The organism is Bacillus sp. CDB3 (assembly GCF_002081505.1).
Lineage (GTDB): Bacteria > Bacillota > Bacilli > Bacillales > Bacillaceae_G > Bacillus_A > Bacillus_A cereus_AT.
Window position 1 is genome coordinate 17,100 of sequence record NZ_ALBR01000007.1, and the last position, 16,683, is coordinate 33,782.

The following is a 16,683-nucleotide window of genomic DNA, read 5'->3' on the forward strand; positions in this document are numbered from 1 at the left end:
GTTTGAATAGTCATTTTTCTGAAAATAATGAAGATAGACTAAACATTTCAATAAGTGACATCAAATCTTACAAAACTGTTATGTTCACGTAATGGAAAGCGATAGTACGAAAAGATGCCTCCCTATACAATAAAGTTATAAACAAGAGAGACAAAAACAAGGAGGAAAACAATCATGATGAAAGAAATCGTAAAAGCAATCTTTGAGGTATTAGTGAACGGACAAGCAGTTGTAAAAGAACTAAACGAACTATAAAAAGGAGTGAAGGAATATGATAAACATGGTGAAAATGATTTTACACGCTTTAGTCGACGCAAAAGCAGTTAGCCAAGAATTAAACCAACAATAAAAAGGGGTACATGAATATGAAGAAAGCCATTATTATGATCGCAAGTACGGCAATTGCCTTATACACAATAAAAAATAGAAAAAAGAAAAAAAATGCAAATGCTCTATATTATCCATACACACTATTGAAGAAAAAATAAAAGACAAGGTACCCTATTGTAATGAGGATATCTTGTCTTTTATTTTTCCCTATTCCCTTTAAAGGATTTCCTCCTCCTTTCCCCGAATGTATTAAGCGGGATTTTTACACATATTTTAAAGGGGCATATATACAAATGGATACTCAACAACTATATTTTTTAAACGATATCGGTAAACAAAAACCAGAAAGCATTCGGAACAGAAGCGCTGCATGTCCTTTTTGTGACAGAGAAAATTTAACGGATATTTTAGCAGCTGAGGGCTCTATTATTTGGCTGAAAAATAAATTTCCTACATTAAAAGATACCTTTCAAACAGTGCTAATCGAAACAGATAATTGTGAAGATCATATCGGAACATATACAGAAGAACATATGAGAAAACTAATTCGTTTCTCTATTCAACATTGGTTACACTTGCAGAAAAGTGAAGAATTTACATCTGTGATTTTATACAAAAATCACGGTCCATTTTCAGGTGGAAGTTTGCATCATGCACACATGCAAATTATCGGAATGAAGCATGTAGACTATCTCGAAAATATTGAAGAAGAAAATTTCCAAGGGGTAATTGTTCAAAAAAACGGACACATTGAGCTCAACATTTCAGCGCGCCCCATTATCGGTTTTACTGAATTTAACATAATCATTGAAGATATTGCATTTCTCGATGAAATGGCAAATTATATTCAGCAAACTGTACGTTACATACTGACAGATTTCCATAAAGGATGTAGTAGTTATAACTTATTCTTCTATCACCTAAATGGAAAAATCATTTGTAAAGTTGTTCCTAGGTTTGTCGTTTCACCATTGTATGTAGGGTATAAAATACCACAAGTTTCTACAAAACTAGAAGAGGTGAAAATACAACTAGCACAGTATTTCATGAAACAAGAAGACAAAATTATTCATAAAAAAACAGAGTAGGTGTCGAAAACCTACTCTTTTATTACGCCTTTATTCCGATAATATACATCTTCTAATCCAACGTTATACTTCATGTTGTTATCCGTCCACTCTGGCCCTAAATTTCCTGGCCAACCTGATGTATTCGCTACATATTTCAGTAATGCAAAATCAGTCAAACCTTTTTGCACCCCACGCTGATATCCCTTCATTAAATGCGGCATTGCTATTTGCGCATTTGTACGCGGATCTTTCAACTCTTCATCAGTTAAATTACCTGGTGCAAGCCCACCACCGCGGTGCAATTGAAACAATCCGAATGAAGTTCCGTTATCTCCAACACTTCTTGGATTTAACCTACTTTCATGTTCGGCAATTGTAAGAGGTATCCATTCTGGAAGGTTTACTTTCTTTGCTTCCTCTATAATAATTTGTTTCATCTGTTTTGCTTCCTCTGAATCAACATAGCTTGTCTCATTCATTAGCTTATCCATTCCTTCAGACTTCTCTTGGAAATATAAATACACTCCAAGAACAACTAAAAATCCTACAAAGAATTTCTTCACTACCTCTACCTCTTTCTCCGCTGAAATTTGTCCCCTTTCAGCCTTCCCTTTACAATTACCTACATTCTATCGTTCTCTTACTCTTCCATCATAGCAAATTACTATACATATTATCATCATGCTTTAGACCGATTTTGCGAAAAAATAATTGGTAAATACATGCAAAAATGTAACTTACATGGACTATAACTTTTTTCTTGTATATAATTGTAAATTGAATTCCATATAGACTAGGAGCATATATAAATGAAAAAAGTCCTACTACTCTTTTTTAGCATTTTACTACTCATTCCTATACACACATCTGCGCAAACATCATCCAAGCCAAAAGTACTTATTTTGTATAGTACAGAAAACAACAAAATTACAAACAATGTACAAATCCTTAATACTCAGTTAGGACACTTTACAAATGATATAACAGTAAAAAGTTTAAAAGAAATGAATGAAACTACTAACTCATCTTCTTATACACATATTGTTTATATCGGAGAGAAAAAAGAAGGTTTTTCTATTGCAGCAAAACAATTTCTAGAAAACTTCTCAGGTCCAGTATTAGTTTTAGGGCAAAATGTTGAACAATTATCTAATCGTTTTTCTTTCATTACCTCGGATGAAACTGATATACGAACTCATACTATAGAATATCCGACACACAAATTAAAAAATGAATTACAAGAAGAACGCTTAATGAAGAAAATTGAAGTAAAAGGAACAACTCTTGCTTACGCCTTGAGTGCCGATGGAACCCATCCGTTAATCGTTCACCAAGGAACATCATATTATGTCGCGACTCCAAACCTTTTTGATTGGATGTCTCATTACGTCGGTGAAATGCTATTTTCTTACTTCGAACAAAAGCCTATGACAAATAAAACTTCAGCTTATTTACGCCTTGAAGACGTTCACCCAGCTGTAGATGTAAAGCAATTAAAAGAAATTGCTGAATTACTAAACAAGAAAAAGCTTCCTTATATGATTACCGTTATCCCTGTCTACAAAGATCCAAACACAGGAAAAACAGTACATTTAAAGGATAACTCTGAATTAATTGATGTTTTACGCTTTATGCAAGATAACGGTGGCTCTATCGTCATGCATGGTTACACTCATCAATTTTATGATAGTGAAACTGGCGAAGGTTTTGAATTTTGGGATGTAAAAACTGATCAACCAATTCGTCAACCGAACCATGAAAAACCAAAAACAAAAGACGATTTCCAATCTACAGAGGACTATAATAAATACGTGGAAAACGGAAAAACCTTTGAAGAAAAGTATATTAAAGAGCATATTGAAAAAGGGATTACAGAGCTTGTAGAAGCTAAATTGTATCCAGTTGCCTTTGAAGCTCCGCACTATACAATGTCTCAAAAAGGATACGAGATACTTTCTCAATATTTCTCTACTTATGTAGGACAACTACAACTAAACGATACAACTTGGAAATCTATGCATTCACCAGCTTATACGAGTACACCATCGTTTTTACATGGGATGAAATTAATGCCTGAAACGGTTGGATTTATCGAAGAAGGCAAGCCACAAGATATTGCCAAAATGAAAGAACGTGCTTTATCTATCACTAAACTATCTGATGGAATTATCGGTGCATTTTATCATCCTTACTTAGGTGTTCAACCATTAAAAGAAGTATTAAAGGAACTAGAAAGTATTCCAAACGTAGCATGGATTGATTTACAAAAAGAAACGAATGAAGTAAAAATGAAAGATATTCATATTACTACTAATAAAGACGGCATTCACGTTGAAAAACCAACAAGTGCGAATGACATGATTGATTATATAAAACAATATGGGTTCTTCCTTATAATCGGGTTCATTATAATTGTCTTTCTTTTATTATTAAGACGTGCGAAAAAATTAGAGTCATAAAAAAACACCAAGCGAGATGCTTGGTGTTTTTTATGACTCACTAACTTTATAAAATCGTACCGTATTCGCATATATTTGCTCAGTAACTTTCTCTACTGATATTTTTTTTATTATACTAATTTCTTGTAATACATCTTTTATCATATAAGGATGTGTCAGCGTATCCTCTTGAAATTCCCATGGGCCATCTGTTTCTACCATCATATATTCAAGCGGATAATACGAAACGATTTTTCTAATTTTCTCCTTATGTAAAACATCCGGTGTGATAGAAATATAATAACCGTTCCTCATCATCCGTTTCATTGTCTCTTCACTTCCTTTAAACCAATGGAAGTGTGCACGTGAAACTTTATATTCTTCAAGAAAATCACATACAGTGTCAGCATCTTCATAAACCGCATGCAATACAATTGGTAAATCATGTTTACTAGCTAGTTCAACAAACTTTTTTAACACCGCTATGTATGGATCGATAGCAATATTTTCATCTTCTTTCCTTAAATAATACGGGAGTCCCACTTCACCAATCGCAACAATGTCCTCTACATGAGCTTCAATTAATTTAAATATGCGCTCACATTCTTCTCTATGAATCAGTTGTTCCGGATGAAAACCTATTGCTGGATGTACAAAAGGATATCGCTTTGCTAAAGATAAAGTGTCTTTACATGATTGATAATTCATAGATACTGCAATAAGCCCCTTTACCTCTTTACTATTTTCCACATCTTTAAGTAATCTACTTTTCTCTTCACCTTTATATTGGTCAACATGTATATGACTATCAATCCATTTCATCTTTATTCCCCCATAAAAAAACAAGAAAGGATCTCCCTTCTTGTTTTATCATCTATATTATTTAACAATTAAATTTGTTATTATATCAAATAATCCAATACATACTACGGCAACAGTAAAGTAGCTACAGTAATCTTTAATTGGAAACTTCACTACTTCTTCTTTACGCATCCCAGTTTTCTCCCTTCTTACTATATCCCTAATTATTTTTATCTATTTGTATCTATTATGCAAAAAATATGACAAATTTACTATCGAATTAACTTACATGAACCTTACAATGTTGTAAGGTTCAAAAAAGAGCCTCATCTAAATACAGATGAGGGCTATTAAAAAGTAGTTGGTTTTTCATTCTTCATTAACATTACAAACAGAAAGTAATACAGTGAGACTTTCTAATTACACTATATGAAATTCACTAGCTTTTAACCATCGAATTACATTACAGAAGACTTACATGTTTGTAAGCTATGTGTAATGTAATTCGATAGTTTCCCTTACCTATATTTCGTACAATAAAGTTAGAAAGTAAGCCAAATAAGAAGAACACTCACATAACCAAATTACATTGCTAGTAGCCTACTCTTCTTATACCTTTCACTCATGCTACTACAATGTACCCCCTTCCCCTTTATATAATAAAAAGAGCCTTAGTCCATATGGACTAAGGCTCTTTCTTGCACCCCAAAATACCCTTACCTAGTATTTTTATTTTCGACAAAAAATAGGAGGGGGTATAATTCGCTATCTCATCGTTAAAAGTTTACTCTTTGCGTTAATAGGAATATTTACAGCTTCAATTTCTTCAATTGCCTCACCGTAGCGTCCTTTTGCGTACACCTTTAATGCTTCATCTTTCTTTAACATATGCTTAACAGTCTTCTTTATTTTTTGCTCTCTTCCACGTTCGTCAAATGCAATAAATTCATATTCATACCACTCATCACCAATATGCTGACCAATTGTATTCACAACCGTATAATATTCTTTCGTCTTATAAAGTGGATTATATTTATCGATAACTGGTCCAAGTTTCGTAGGCAGTAACATTACTACTATCACTATCATCGCTATTATAGTAGTGATCATTTTTTTCTTCATAATAAACATTCCTCCTCTGCAGGATATATATACATCCATTTTAAAAAGAAGGAATAAAATCTACTATTGAATCTCCTTACATTACACTTACATTTTTGTAAGAATTAAAAAAGGCGAACGAATTTACTCGTTCACCTTTTAGCTCGCTTTAAAGCCACCACCAAGTACATCTCGTACATCGTGAATAACAACGAAAGCATCTTCATCTACTCGGCTAATAACTTGCTTTAACTTAACAAGCTCTTGTTTATTAATAACAATATATAACACTTCTTTATTTTTACCAGTATATCCGCCGCGTCCTTCTAATACAGTGACACCACGTGTCATGTTTTTCGTAATAGTTTCACGTATTAAATCCGGTTGATTTGAAATGATTGTAACAGCTATTTTTGTATCCATTCCTTCTACAATGAAATCAATCACTTTCGCTCCGATGAATACTGCAACAAGTGTGTACATTGCTTTTTCTTGCCCTATTATAAATACAGAACCAGCAATTACCACAATATCAATAATAAGCACGCCTTTACCAACGCTCCACCCTAAATATTGATTGGCTAACTGCGCTAAAATTGCCGATCCTCCTGATGTACCTCCAGCTTTGAACATACAGCCTAATCCGACACCGACAAATAAGCCAGCGAATAGAGCCGCTAATAACGTATCACTATTTACATGATACTCAATATGTTCCGTAACATATAAAAACAAGGATGTTTCTACAATCCCTAAAATTGTATAAACCATCGTTTTCTTATCAAAAAATTTATAACCAACAGCTAGTAAAATTGCATTTATAGCAAAATTCACAATCCCCGGCGACCAATCAAATAAATAGTACGTAACAACCGTTACACCAATAATTCCACCCTCTGATAAACGGTTTGGAATTGCAAAGTAATTAATACCAATTGCGAATAATAATGAACCAATTGTAATTAGTGTTATTTCCTTTATACGTTGATTAACCATAGTTCATACCTCCCCCCATTTGACATTGTATCACTATCTCCTAGAGGTTTAGAAGTTGTTTTTATTTCGCATTTTTCCTCACAAAGACCAAGATATTATGTTTAAACAAAGGGGTGATTAATTATTCATATTCGCTCTAACTGTACGGACAAATCGCTCCACATTACCTTTCTGAATATACTTAGCTGTTACCGTTTCCTGATTACAAGTAAACACTAATTGCGGATGAAAATTTATGTCATCTATATGCAAATACGAATACGCTTCAAATGTTGATGGATAGTACGGAAATTCTCCATAAAAGAGGAGACGTCTAGTAGTAGCAACGAAAATCCCATGCCGATATGATAAGGTAAAATCATCTTTCTCAAATATCCCTATCACAAATGCTAAAATTTGTTCATCATCTTCTACATATTTTTTCATACTTAATAAAAGTTCATTCATACATATCCCTCCAAATTCTATTCATTGCTTTAACACTTGAAAAGAATCCATGGATTATTGCAGACCGGTGTAACTCTTTTATAAAGTATGAAACGCATTTCCTGTCAAAGACATTTCAAAAAATAATCCGTTATGTGATTATACACATAACGGATTATCACTAAACTGTAGAACGTTCCACAAGTTTATATGGAATTTCCATCTTTTCTTGTTTAGAACCCTCATCACTTACTTGCCTGTAAAACATTTCAAAAGCCGTCTTACCTATTACCTTTAAATTTTGGTCAATGGTTGTCAGTTGTAAAACTTGAGAAATCGGTTGATTATCAAAACCAATAATCGCTAAATCCTCCGGAACTTTAATACCTAATTTTTCAACTTCTGTCATGATCCCAATAGCGACCTCATCTCCTGCCACTATTAACGCTTCAGGAGGATTCTCCATCTCCTTAAATTGATGTGCAACTCTTACACCATCTTCTAATGTAAAGCATTCTGTGAAAATCCGATCTTCCATCACTTCTTCATCTATTAATTGTAGCTGTTGTTTATACGCATCAAAACGTTTCTTACTACTTGGTCCTAACTTTCTTCCCGTACAATATCCAATCTTCTTATAACCTTTTTCAATAAGGTAACTCATCCCTAATTGAAAGGCATTAAAATGATCTGTATATACACTCGATATACTTTCAATATCATTATCCTCACAAGCAATAACCGCCCCATACGCTGCATAAGGCTCTATAATTTCCCATTCATTAGCACGAGAACAAATGATCAGACCATCTAGTTGCTTTGTTTTCAACATATGTAAACTTTTCATTTCTTCTTTTTTATTGTAATTCGTTTGACAAAGAAGCACTCGATAATTGTGAGCTAACGCAACTTCCATCATTCCACCCACCATCGCATCAAAACACGGATGATTAATATAAGGTAAAATCACACCAACAATATTCGTCTTCCCTTTTGATAAATGAACAGCATTTGCATTTTGTGAGTAATTCAATTTCTCAACTATTTCTAAAACAACTTTCCTTTTTTCTTCACTTACATATGGATGATCATTTAATACCCTCGAAACAGTCGTAACTGAAACCCCAGCCATCTTTGCAATATCTTTAATATTAGCCATACACTCACCTCTACTTTTAACTTAATAAATCACATGAACATATGTCAAATCTTCTCATCATGACACCTTCATTCGTTTTTCTTACAAAAGTGTAATTTTCCTGTAAGCTAATTCGATAGTGACTCTCCGCTATATTTCATACAATTAAGTTAGAAACAGGGCAACAACCATTCGAAAAGGAGCGGATCTAATATGATGAACAAAATGAAATCAAACAATTTCTTAAATACAATGGGCATGGTATTATCTGCTCTTATCGATGCAAAAGCTGTTGCTTCTACATTAAACAAGTAAGGAGAATACATTTTATGAACAACATCACTTTTAACAAATTAGATTTTTTAGGACTTGCTAGCGGCTCGGTTCTTCTTACTGCTTTCATTTACGCTGCTACGCTTGTATAACTTTGTGTCCCCTTTCCCCTTTATCCCGCTTTAACGGGCAGTAAGACTCCCACCTCAGAATTCGACGAATGCGAGGAAGTTAGGCGGGAGATCAACTGCCTGTAAAAGCCCGATTGGTGAAGGCTAATAATTAGTGGGGATGACCCCCCCACTGATTAAAGTTTCACTTTATATAAATAGTAATAGAAAAGACGACCGTCTATGCCCGGTCGTCTTTTCTTACTTTTGATTTGATTGAAGAGCTTCCTTTAGTTCTTCAAACTTTTCATTTAATTGATCTGTCATCATTTTCATAGCCGTTTTTCGATCTATTTGTTCTTCAGCATCAATTTGAATTGGGTCTCCAAAAACTAATTGTGCTTTTTTTCCTTTTATCAATTCTTTTACACTTGATGGACCAACATAAGCTGCCGGTATTAATGGAACGTTAGAACGCATTGCAATCGTAACAGCCCCAGCTTTTAATGAAACATCTTCTGATGATCTCGTTCCACTCGGGAAAATACCTACTACTTTTCCCTCTTTTAATAAACGCGATGGAATTTTCAATGTGCTTGGCCCCGGATTCGCACGGTCTACAGGGAATGCATTTACATTTTTAAAAAACCAATTTTTAAATTTCCCTTCAAACAATTCTTTTTTTGCCATGTAATGAATTTGGGTTGGATACATTCCTGTCGCTAACATTAAAACATCCATAAAACTTGTATGTGTACACGCAACAACGTAAGGGCCATTTTCCGGTAATTTTTCTCTCCCTTGCACTTCTACCTTCCCAGCCATTTTAAATATATATTTCAACGAAAATGTAATTGGTTTATACATTTGTTTCGTTCCTTTCTGAATATCCGAAGTATAATCATTTTCTTACAACGATTATAACACTAAGTTTTAGGAGTTGGTAATAAAAATAAGTATTTATTGTTAAATTTCAATTCTTACAAAAGTGTAATTTTCTTGTAAGCTAATTCGATAGTTACTTCTTGTAATATTTCATACAATTAAGTCAGAAAGAAACAACAACCATTTGAAAAGGAGCGGATCTATATGATGAACAAAATGAAATCAAACAATTTCTTAAATACAATGGGCATGGTATTTTCCGCTCTTATCGATGCAAAAGCTGTTGCTTCTACATTAAACAAGTAAGGAGAATGTATTATGAATAACATCACTTTTAACAAATTAGATTTTTTAGGACTAGCTAGCGGCTCAATTCTTCTTACTGCTTTCATTTACGCCGCAACGCTTGTATAACTTTGTGTCCCCTTTCCCCTTTATATAGAAAAAGACGACCGTCTATGCCCGGTCGTCTTTTTAATTTTTCTTTCCTTCAATTCTTTTAAAAGCTGTATCAGTTCAGCTTGTTGTTTTATATTCTTACGACCATTTCGATTAATCGCTGCAAGCTCGCAGGCAACTCCAGCAGCAAAGAAAAACAATAAACTTTCTAACATATAAAATCCTCCAGTTGCCTATTAAACAGCTTGGCGCAATTGCTTTTCTTGTAAAACTTGTTTATTTATATTTTCTTCTTTTCTCTGACAAACATTATTACGAATAAGTGCTGCAATAACAAATAATGTTCCTACAATATCAAACGTTGTTATTTTATACCCTTGCATCATCATAATAACTAAAGTAGTAATTGGCACAAAGTTAATAAATAAAATACCATTAATTGATGATAAGATTTTCACACCGTAGTTCCAAGCAAGTAGTGCTACGATACCTGGTAATGTCATCATAAATAACAAATCATATTTCACAATAGAAATCGTTCCCATGCTTGGAACTGATACATATCCAAGTGACGTAATGATTACAGTTATAATTCCTGTGACAGTTGTACCAAATACACATGTCAGCGTAGAATAACGTAATGTTGACCAATCGCTACATGTTTGACCACCCATCGTATAAATAACCCAGCCTACAACACCAACAAATATAAATGCTAGTGAAAACATGTTATCTTTCAATGTTAAAAAGAAACTCATGTCACCTTTCGTAATAACAAACACAGCTCCTACAAAAGCAATACACATGCTCGTTATCATATACTTTTTCGGTTTTATATGTTTATATCCCCATAGAATACAAATGGAAATCATCGGCATAAGCGCCTCCATAATAGAAGCTACCATTACACCTGATTTTCCCATTAACATTTGCCCTAGAAAAATTAATACATTGTATACGGTAAACGCCATCGTTCCAAAAAAGACGAGTAACTTTCCTCTTCCTTCTAAACGAAATGCTTTCTGTCCTTCTTTCATTAACAATACTACCATCAGCACTATTGCTACGGCTCCATAGCGAATAAGTGAAAAATAAAATGGATCTATGTATTCTAGTGCATGATCAGCAACAGGAAACATTGCTCCCCATGACATACTTGCAATTAAACATGCAAACGCACCTATTATCATTTGACTTCTTCTCACCGCAATCCCCCACTTCTTTCTATTTGCACAAAGAGAATTGTAAAAGAAAAAATATATCACGTAAAATGATTCAAAATGATGTTAACTATCATTTATAATGATAGTTAACATCAAGGAGGAGCATAAAATGGAATTACGAGACTTACAAATCTTCCAAAGCGTTGCCGACCGTGGTAGTGTAAGCGGCGCAGCAAAGGAATTAAATTACGTACAATCAAATGTAACTGCACGTATTAAACAACTGGAAAACGAGCTAAAAACACCGCTCTTTTACCGTCATAAACGAGGCATGACTTTAACAGCTGAAGGTAGAAAAATGCTCGTTTATGTTCATAAAATTTTGCAAGATGTTGAAGAGCTAAAACAAGTGTTTTTAGATAGCGAAACACCATCTGGTATATTAAAAATTGGTACAGTCGAAACAGTAAGCACATTGCCTACCATTTTGTCTTCTTACTATAAGAGCTATCCAAATGTCGATCTATCATTACAAGCTGGTCTAACAGAAGAACTTATTAGAGAAGTAATCGATCACCAATTAGATGGTGCATTTATATCAGGTCCTATTAAACATCCATTAATCGAACAATACGATGTTAGTACCGAAAAATTAATGCTTGTTACACAAAATAAAGCTTTTCATATAGAAGAATTCACTACGACGCCCCTACTCGTTTTTAATCAAGGGTGTGGATACCGCTCCAAGCTAGAACGTTGGCTTAAAGATGAAGGTTTGCTTCCAAAAAGAATTATGGAATTTAATATATTAGAAACAATACTAAACAGTGTCGCACTCGGCCTTGGGATTACACTCGTACCGCAGTCCGCCGTCCAGCATCTTTCCAAGGCAGGTAAAGTACATTGCCATGCAATCCCTGAAAAATATGGTAGCATTTCCACAGTTTTCATACGCCGTAAAGATAGTTATATGACAAATTCAATGCGTAGCTTTTTAAAAACAATTGAAGGGCATCATCATATCAACATGCTTTAAAGGACATTCTTACAAAAGTGTAAGTCTCCCGTAAGCTAATTCGATAGTTGTAGGCGATCATATTTCCTATAATTAAGACATAAAGCAGGGCAACAACAATTCGAAAAGGAGCGGATACGCATGATGAACAAAATGAAATCAAATAAATTTTTAAATACAATGGGCATGGTGCTATCCGCACTTGTCGATGCAAAAGCAGTTGCAACTACATTAAACAAATAAGGAGAGATTATTATGAACATCATTACATTTAACAAATCAGACTTTATCGGACTCGCAAGTGGAGCGACTCTTCTTACAGCTTTCATTTACACACTTGCTCAAAGTCTTATTTAACACTTTGTTTCCCCAAATCCCTTTATATATAGAAAAAGCTGCTCGTCTTATAGACAAGCAGCTTTTTCTATATAACAGTTAAAATTTTTGATTTAAATTATTACTAATTACATTATCAGGATTAGAACGAGCGTATCCCCCACCCATTTCAACAGCCCTATCTACTTGTGCATTCCCATCACCATCTCGCCAATATCCTTCTACATATGTCCCATCCTGCCTCATGTAACCATCAACATGATGAGGTTTAACGAAATGTAACGGTTGCATTTGAAATTGATTTGCATGCTGTAACGGATCTGCATATTGAAAAATATCGATTGAATCCGATGCAGGATTATCATGCACACTAAAGAACCCTGTATCTATTTGGTGTGATAACACACTGTGTGTCCCATCAATTGCGTCATTAGAATGTGAAAACTGTTTATCAAATGCATCTGATATATTTAAATCATGATTGTGAGAAAAGTCGTTCATTTCTTTCCACCTCTTTTATAAAATAATTATATTGTGCCACTATTGCTTTCTGTATTTTTTCAACTTTCTCTTGCTCATTGAACTTATTGTGATAAACTGATTTTTTCTGTTTTATTTCTTCCTCTAGTAAATGACGTCCCGCATCTACTTTATCTTGAAATACACACATTGTGTGTCTCTTAATTTCTAAAATTCCTTCAGAGACATATTGCGCAATATGCTTCATAAAATCTTCCATAACTTGTGAAACAACATGATCGACTTCCACTAATAACTTCGGCTTAATCTCATCTAATTGTTTCTGAATCATTTTCTTTTGTATATACGGTAATCCTGCTAAACCAATAATCGGAATGAATATTGGTCCTCCAAGTACCATCGCTATCGTACTAGCCCCTCCTACAATTGCTCCTGAAGCAATCAACGGATTCATTTTATTAGGGGCATGCATTTCTACATCAACATCGTATGTTAAACGATCTGCAACCTGTTTTCGCATTAGAATTTTCATATCAAATATTTGACTTAACCCTTTTGAAAGCTCTATTTCAAGTTTTCTTAATAATTCTTGTATATACCCTGAATACTGATCAATCCATCGTTTTAATCTATTTTTTATAATTAGTGGTATTTGAGTTTCGATGAAATTTCCCATGTCGTGTCCGTTATATAATTGGATACGGTCTTTTACTTCATCCCTTATGCTTTCACCTAAAAAATCAACTGATTTATAGATGATAAGCTGTATTTCATTTTCACGTGCTTGCACATACTCATTAATTTTCTGTTCCCTCGACAATCTCTCCGTATCCCATTGATTCAATGAATCATAGGATTTCTCTAACTCTTCAAGAGACTGCGTATTAACAGATGATAGAACTTGAATTTCTTCTAATGCATCATACAAAATATGTGTAACTCGATTATAATAGCGCATTAATTTCTCTTCGCTGCAAGAACCATTTTGAATTATATCCCATATATTCTTCTCTACGTCCCCTAGACCAGAATACTCCCAAAGTTCCTCGTCTTTCGTTTGCTTTGCCTCCAGTCCTTCTCGAGCTGAAATTGGAAATACCCTCGGACACTCAATTTCAGTCACACGTTGAATACGATTTGAAATAAATTCACTAAGTTCTTCTACTTCTTCCTCATCGACACGATCAGCAAAGTTTGCCACAAATATAAGGCGATCTAACCCTTTTCCTAGTAAACTATTATTAATAAATTGTTCCTCTGTTCTCTTTAATGGCGCTGTCATATCTAGCATGAACAATACTACGTCTGCACGCGGAATAAATTCATATGTAATATTTGAACGATGTTTATTTAAATCATTAACACCTGGTGTATCAACAAGAACTACTTTATTCTTCAAAAGTGGCGCTGGCATACATAATTTTAAATAGTTTACTTCATCTGGGTTAAAATCTGCTGTCGCTACATATTTTTGCAATGTTTCAGCTTGCAAGCCACTTCTTTCTACCGTTCCATCACTTTTATGCACCTCAAAACTTCTTTCACTTCCCCATACTAAAGCATGGATAGCCGCCGTCGTAGGTGTTACATCTACAGGCAACAATGATTCTCCTAACAATGCATTTACAAAAGTAGATTTTCCATTCTTGAACTCACCAACGACAACAACTGTGTATAAATCTTCTTTTAAATCCAAGAGCACTTCATCAAATTTACGAATTTGAGGGCTTTGAGGTAATATGTCACAAACTTGATTTCGCAGTACTTGAATTTTATTAAATAAATCTGTTTTTCTTTCTTCGTAATTCATTATTTCACACCCACTTTATCCGAAATAATTTTATCCATTTCTTGAATTACACGCTCTACTTGTTGCTCTTGGCGATTTAATACTTGCAATCTTTCTTCTGCTACATACTGTTCCATTTGACGGTTTTGTAGCAATGTTTCCATTTTCATATTTAATATATTTACTTGTTCCTGCACTTTTTGATTATACAGATCCATAACAACCTTAATTTTCCCGCGCCATCCTTCTTTAAATCTATTCAATTTCGTTGGGATGTTCTTATCAAATCTCTCATCTATCCCTTTCATTAACTGTTCGTATTCTTGATCTCTCCCACTGAAAAAGTGAAATATAGATTGTATTCCCTTTCCAATTACTCCAGTAAACAAAGTTAGTCCCTTTAAAACTCCAGAATACCAGCGGCCTCGAGGGATTTGTTCCCATATACTACCTACAATGTCATCTACTATATCAATAGGGGCATAATTGCTATACTTTTCATCTGATTTAACAGGTATAATATTATGCTCTATCTCACCCTGCACTAAATGTTCTAACTGCCCTTGGATTGATTGGATATGCTTTTCTACCTTTTGACTGGCAGTTGTTAATATTTCCTTCAACGTCTTCTCTTGTATTTTTTTCATTTTCTCATGTAAAGCCCTCTCTAATGGAGCAACTTTGGTTTCTACATTTGTTACCACTTCTTCTGTAGACATCCTCTTATATAAAGAATCCGCTGTCTCCTTTGCTTGTGTTGCAATCTCATTCAACCCTTTGCCATACTCTCCTTGGATTACTTTCTCTTTCTTCTTCAAAGTTATTTCAATATAATTAGCTGCTTCTTTTCCGATTCGCTTTAGCTCGCTAATTTGTTCACGTAACTTTTCTAATTTCTTATCTAAATCTTTAATATCATTATTTAAACTTTTTTTATCGAATGTAATTTGCTCTTGTAGTGTTTTATTTGCCAATCGTTTTGCTGTTTGAATTGGTTTTTGTAGTTTAATCATCCCACGTTCATATTGTAAGAAATGTGCCAATTCCTGCTCCAATTGAGGTATTCCAGTCTCTTCAATATCCATAATTGGACCACGCATACGTATAGTTTCTCCGTTTTGTTTTCGTCGATATGCCAAAGCATGCTTTGCTGAAACAAAAAAGATTCTAGGATTTTCTACTACCTTACTTAATTTCTCTTGCGCATAAGAGTATACTTTTTTAATTCCCTCTTCATCTAGAGCATCCTTAAAATTAATGACAAAGAAAACTTTCTGAATATCTTGTGATAAAATACGATCACGTAAAAAGCTCATCTCAGATTCAGATAAGATTTTCACACCAGATAATAGTAATATAGCTGCATCAGATGTTGGAATAAATGTATTTGTAATTTCCTCACGTGCTTCATCTAAGTCGTTTGTTCCTGGCGTGTCAATAATTTCTACTCCATCCGAGCAAAATGAAAGTGGATAGCCAACTTCAGCATAAGCAACTTCTGAGATCTTCTTTAACGCTTCTTCATATTCTTTTTCTGATTGCTCATCCCCTACAATTGGTTCTCTAGGTGCAACAATTTTTTTAAATTCTTCTTCCGAAATCGCACGGGATTTTTCCTTTTCATCACGATAATGCAATGTAATATTTGGATGTTCTTTGTACGTAATTTTATTTAAAATAGTTGTAGTTGGCTTTACTGAGGATGGAAGTATGCGCTTTCCAAGAAAACTATTAATAAATGTCGACTTTCCTCGCGAGAATTCACCTACTACTACAATAACAAACTCTTCATTCATTACATTTTGAATTAATTTTTCTATAGTGTTCACGTAATCTACTTGCTTACGCTCCACAAATATATTCCGCAAATTTTGAAGTTGTTCCAATGTATCTAATTTCTTTTCTTTAAATTGTGATAATGAAAATGACATAT

General features: G+C 34.0%; 19 protein-coding genes. 7 read left to right on the plus strand and 12 right to left on the minus strand.

Annotated features, from left to right (window positions below; translation table 11 throughout):
- The first annotated feature begins 359 nt into the window (after nt 1-359).
- Together CDB3_RS00990 and CDB3_RS00995 are read left to right on the plus strand one after the other, a co-directional pair.
- A complete protein-coding gene (locus tag CDB3_RS00990; RefSeq protein ID WP_071744517.1) occupies nt 360-488 on the plus strand; it encodes a spore coat protein B in 129 nt (42 codons plus the stop codon).
- Nucleotides 489-623: 135 nt separating this feature from the next.
- Nucleotides 624-1,418: a DUF4931 domain-containing protein gene (locus CDB3_RS00995; protein WP_483861143.1), complete on the plus strand. Its 795-nt coding sequence runs from the start codon at nt 624-626 to the stop codon at nt 1,416-1,418.
- 11 nt (nt 1,419-1,429) lie between these two features.
- On the opposite strand, the gene CDB3_RS01000 is transcribed toward CDB3_RS00995, so the two are convergent.
- Nucleotides 1,430-1,963 (minus strand): transglycosylase SLT domain-containing protein, encoded by a 534-nt coding sequence (locus CDB3_RS01000; protein ID WP_128853243.1) that lies wholly within the window; start codon nt 1,961-1,963, stop codon nt 1,430-1,432.
- Nucleotides 1,964-2,209: 246 nt separating this feature from the next.
- On the opposite strand from CDB3_RS01000, the gene CDB3_RS01005 reads away from it, so the two are divergent.
- A complete protein-coding gene (locus CDB3_RS01005; RefSeq protein WP_128853244.1) occupies nt 2,210-3,859 on the plus strand; it encodes a DUF2334 domain-containing protein in 1,650 nt (549 codons plus the stop codon).
- Nucleotides 3,860-3,889: 30 nt separating this feature from the next.
- Here the strand turns inward: CDB3_RS01005 and CDB3_RS01010 are convergent, their stop codons facing one another.
- The 5 genes from CDB3_RS01010 to CDB3_RS01030 all read right to left on the minus strand — a co-directional run bounded on the left by CDB3_RS01010 (nt 3,890) and on the right by CDB3_RS01030 (nt 8,321).
- Entirely contained in the window at nt 3,890-4,660 is a 771-nt protein-coding gene (locus CDB3_RS01010; protein WP_128853245.1) for a TatD family hydrolase, read from the minus strand.
- Between the two features lie 744 nt (nt 4,661-5,404).
- Nucleotides 5,405-5,761 (minus strand): YxeA family protein, encoded by a 357-nt coding sequence (locus CDB3_RS01015; RefSeq protein ID WP_128853246.1) that lies wholly within the window; start codon nt 5,759-5,761, stop codon nt 5,405-5,407.
- A 138-nt stretch (nt 5,762-5,899) separates the two neighbouring features.
- Nucleotides 5,900-6,736, minus strand: coding sequence for a YitT family protein (locus CDB3_RS01020; RefSeq protein ID WP_097831205.1), 837 nt, complete (start codon nt 6,734-6,736; stop codon nt 5,900-5,902).
- 117 nt (nt 6,737-6,853) lie between these two features.
- Nucleotides 6,854-7,183 carry a PH domain-containing protein gene (locus tag CDB3_RS01025; protein WP_128853247.1) on the minus strand — a complete coding sequence of 110 codons (330 nt, stop codon included), beginning with the start codon at nt 7,181-7,183 and terminating at the stop codon, nt 6,854-6,856.
- A 160-nt stretch (nt 7,184-7,343) separates the two neighbouring features.
- Nucleotides 7,344-8,321 (minus strand): LacI family DNA-binding transcriptional regulator, encoded by a 978-nt coding sequence (locus CDB3_RS01030; RefSeq protein WP_128853248.1) that lies wholly within the window; start codon nt 8,319-8,321, stop codon nt 7,344-7,346.
- 308 nt (nt 8,322-8,629) lie between these two features.
- Between CDB3_RS01030 and CDB3_RS01035 the strand changes: the two genes are divergently transcribed.
- On the plus strand, nt 8,630-8,725 hold the full coding sequence (locus CDB3_RS01035) for a DUF3948 family protein (protein WP_001060010.1): 96 nt from the start codon (nt 8,630-8,632) through the stop codon (nt 8,723-8,725).
- Nucleotides 8,726-8,944: 219 nt separating this feature from the next.
- On the opposite strand, the gene CDB3_RS01040 is transcribed toward CDB3_RS01035, so the two are convergent.
- Complete coding sequence (locus CDB3_RS01040) at nt 8,945-9,550, minus strand: lysophospholipid acyltransferase family protein (RefSeq protein WP_128853249.1); 606 nt, start codon at nt 9,548-9,550, stop codon at nt 8,945-8,947.
- Between the two features lie 336 nt (nt 9,551-9,886).
- On the opposite strand from CDB3_RS01040, the gene CDB3_RS01045 reads away from it, so the two are divergent.
- Nucleotides 9,887-9,982 (plus strand): DUF3948 family protein, encoded by a 96-nt coding sequence (locus CDB3_RS01045; RefSeq protein ID WP_001059999.1) that lies wholly within the window; start codon nt 9,887-9,889, stop codon nt 9,980-9,982.
- A 20-nt stretch (nt 9,983-10,002) separates the two neighbouring features.
- On the opposite strand, the gene CDB3_RS01050 is transcribed toward CDB3_RS01045, so the two are convergent.
- Both CDB3_RS01050 and CDB3_RS01055 read right to left on the minus strand, forming a co-directional pair.
- A complete protein-coding gene (locus tag CDB3_RS01050; protein WP_128853250.1) occupies nt 10,003-10,182 on the minus strand; it encodes a YrzO family protein in 180 nt (59 codons plus the stop codon).
- 21 nt (nt 10,183-10,203) lie between these two features.
- Nucleotides 10,204-11,172: a DMT family transporter gene (locus CDB3_RS01055; protein ID WP_128853251.1), complete on the minus strand. Its 969-nt coding sequence runs from the start codon at nt 11,170-11,172 to the stop codon at nt 10,204-10,206.
- A gap of 127 nt (nt 11,173-11,299) precedes the next feature.
- Here CDB3_RS01055 and CDB3_RS01060 point away from each other — a divergent pair, with 127 nt between their 5' ends.
- On the plus strand, nt 11,300-12,166 hold the full coding sequence (locus CDB3_RS01060) for a LysR family transcriptional regulator (RefSeq protein WP_128853252.1): 867 nt from the start codon (nt 11,300-11,302) through the stop codon (nt 12,164-12,166).
- 234 nt (nt 12,167-12,400) lie between these two features.
- Nucleotides 12,401-12,502 (plus strand): DUF3948 family protein, encoded by a 102-nt coding sequence (locus tag CDB3_RS01065; RefSeq protein WP_128853253.1) that lies wholly within the window; start codon nt 12,401-12,403, stop codon nt 12,500-12,502.
- Nucleotides 12,503-12,580: 78 nt separating this feature from the next.
- Here CDB3_RS01065 and CDB3_RS01070 read toward each other — a convergent pair whose 3' ends face one another.
- From CDB3_RS01070 to CDB3_RS01080, 3 genes are read right to left on the minus strand one after another with little or no spacing between them, the layout of a single operon-like run.
- The gene (locus CDB3_RS01070; RefSeq protein ID WP_128853254.1) at nt 12,581-12,982 is read right to left on the minus strand and encodes a hypothetical protein; all 402 of its coding nucleotides are present in this window, start codon (nt 12,980-12,982) and stop codon (nt 12,581-12,583) included.
- Nucleotides 12,957-14,771, minus strand: coding sequence for a dynamin family protein (locus tag CDB3_RS01075; RefSeq protein WP_128853255.1), 1,815 nt, complete (start codon nt 14,769-14,771; stop codon nt 12,957-12,959). The genes CDB3_RS01070 and CDB3_RS01075 overlap by 26 nt, the downstream gene beginning before the upstream one ends.
- Nucleotides 14,771-16,681, minus strand: a complete 1,911-nt coding sequence (locus CDB3_RS01080) for a dynamin family protein (RefSeq protein WP_128853256.1) — start codon at nt 16,679-16,681, stop codon at nt 14,771-14,773. Before CDB3_RS01080 ends, CDB3_RS01075 begins: the two co-directional genes overlap by 1 nt.
- Between the last annotated feature and the right edge of the window lie 2 nt (nt 16,682-16,683).

Coding starts and splice junctions, on each gene's coding strand:
- CDB3_RS00990 (WP_071744517.1), top strand. CDS start 360: ATGAATATGAAGAAAGCCATTATTATGATCGCAAGTACGGCAATTGCC.
- CDB3_RS01075 (WP_128853255.1), bottom strand. CDS start 14,771: ATGAATTACGAAGAAAGAAAAACAGATTTATTTAATAAAATTCAAGTA.
- CDB3_RS01020 (WP_097831205.1), bottom strand. CDS start 6,736: ATGGTTAATCAACGTATAAAGGAAATAACACTAATTACAATTGGTTCA.
- CDB3_RS01005 (WP_128853244.1), top strand. CDS start 2,210: ATGAAAAAAGTCCTACTACTCTTTTTTAGCATTTTACTACTCATTCCT.
- CDB3_RS01015 (WP_128853246.1), bottom strand. CDS start 5,761: ATGAAGAAAAAAATGATCACTACTATAATAGCGATGATAGTGATAGTA.
- CDB3_RS01065 (WP_128853253.1), top strand. CDS start 12,401: ATGAACATCATTACATTTAACAAATCAGACTTTATCGGACTCGCAAGT.
- CDB3_RS01070 (WP_128853254.1), bottom strand. CDS start 12,982: ATGAACGACTTTTCTCACAATCATGATTTAAATATATCAGATGCATTT.
- CDB3_RS01080 (WP_128853256.1), bottom strand. CDS start 16,681: ATGTCATTTTCATTATCACAATTTAAAGAAAAGAAATTAGATACATTG.
- CDB3_RS01045 (WP_001059999.1), top strand. CDS start 9,887: ATGAATAACATCACTTTTAACAAATTAGATTTTTTAGGACTAGCTAGC.
- CDB3_RS01025 (WP_128853247.1), bottom strand. CDS start 7,183: ATGAATGAACTTTTATTAAGTATGAAAAAATATGTAGAAGATGATGAA.
- CDB3_RS01060 (WP_128853252.1), top strand. CDS start 11,300: ATGGAATTACGAGACTTACAAATCTTCCAAAGCGTTGCCGACCGTGGT.
- CDB3_RS00995 (WP_483861143.1), top strand. CDS start 624: ATGGATACTCAACAACTATATTTTTTAAACGATATCGGTAAACAAAAA.
- CDB3_RS01050 (WP_128853250.1), bottom strand. CDS start 10,182: ATGTTAGAAAGTTTATTGTTTTTCTTTGCTGCTGGAGTTGCCTGCGAG.
- CDB3_RS01010 (WP_128853245.1), bottom strand. CDS start 4,660: ATGAAATGGATTGATAGTCATATACATGTTGACCAATATAAAGGTGAA.
- CDB3_RS01040 (WP_128853249.1), bottom strand. CDS start 9,550: ATGTATAAACCAATTACATTTTCGTTGAAATATATATTTAAAATGGCT.
- CDB3_RS01035 (WP_001060010.1), top strand. CDS start 8,630: ATGAACAACATCACTTTTAACAAATTAGATTTTTTAGGACTTGCTAGC.
- CDB3_RS01030 (WP_128853248.1), bottom strand. CDS start 8,321: ATGGCTAATATTAAAGATATTGCAAAGATGGCTGGGGTTTCAGTTACG.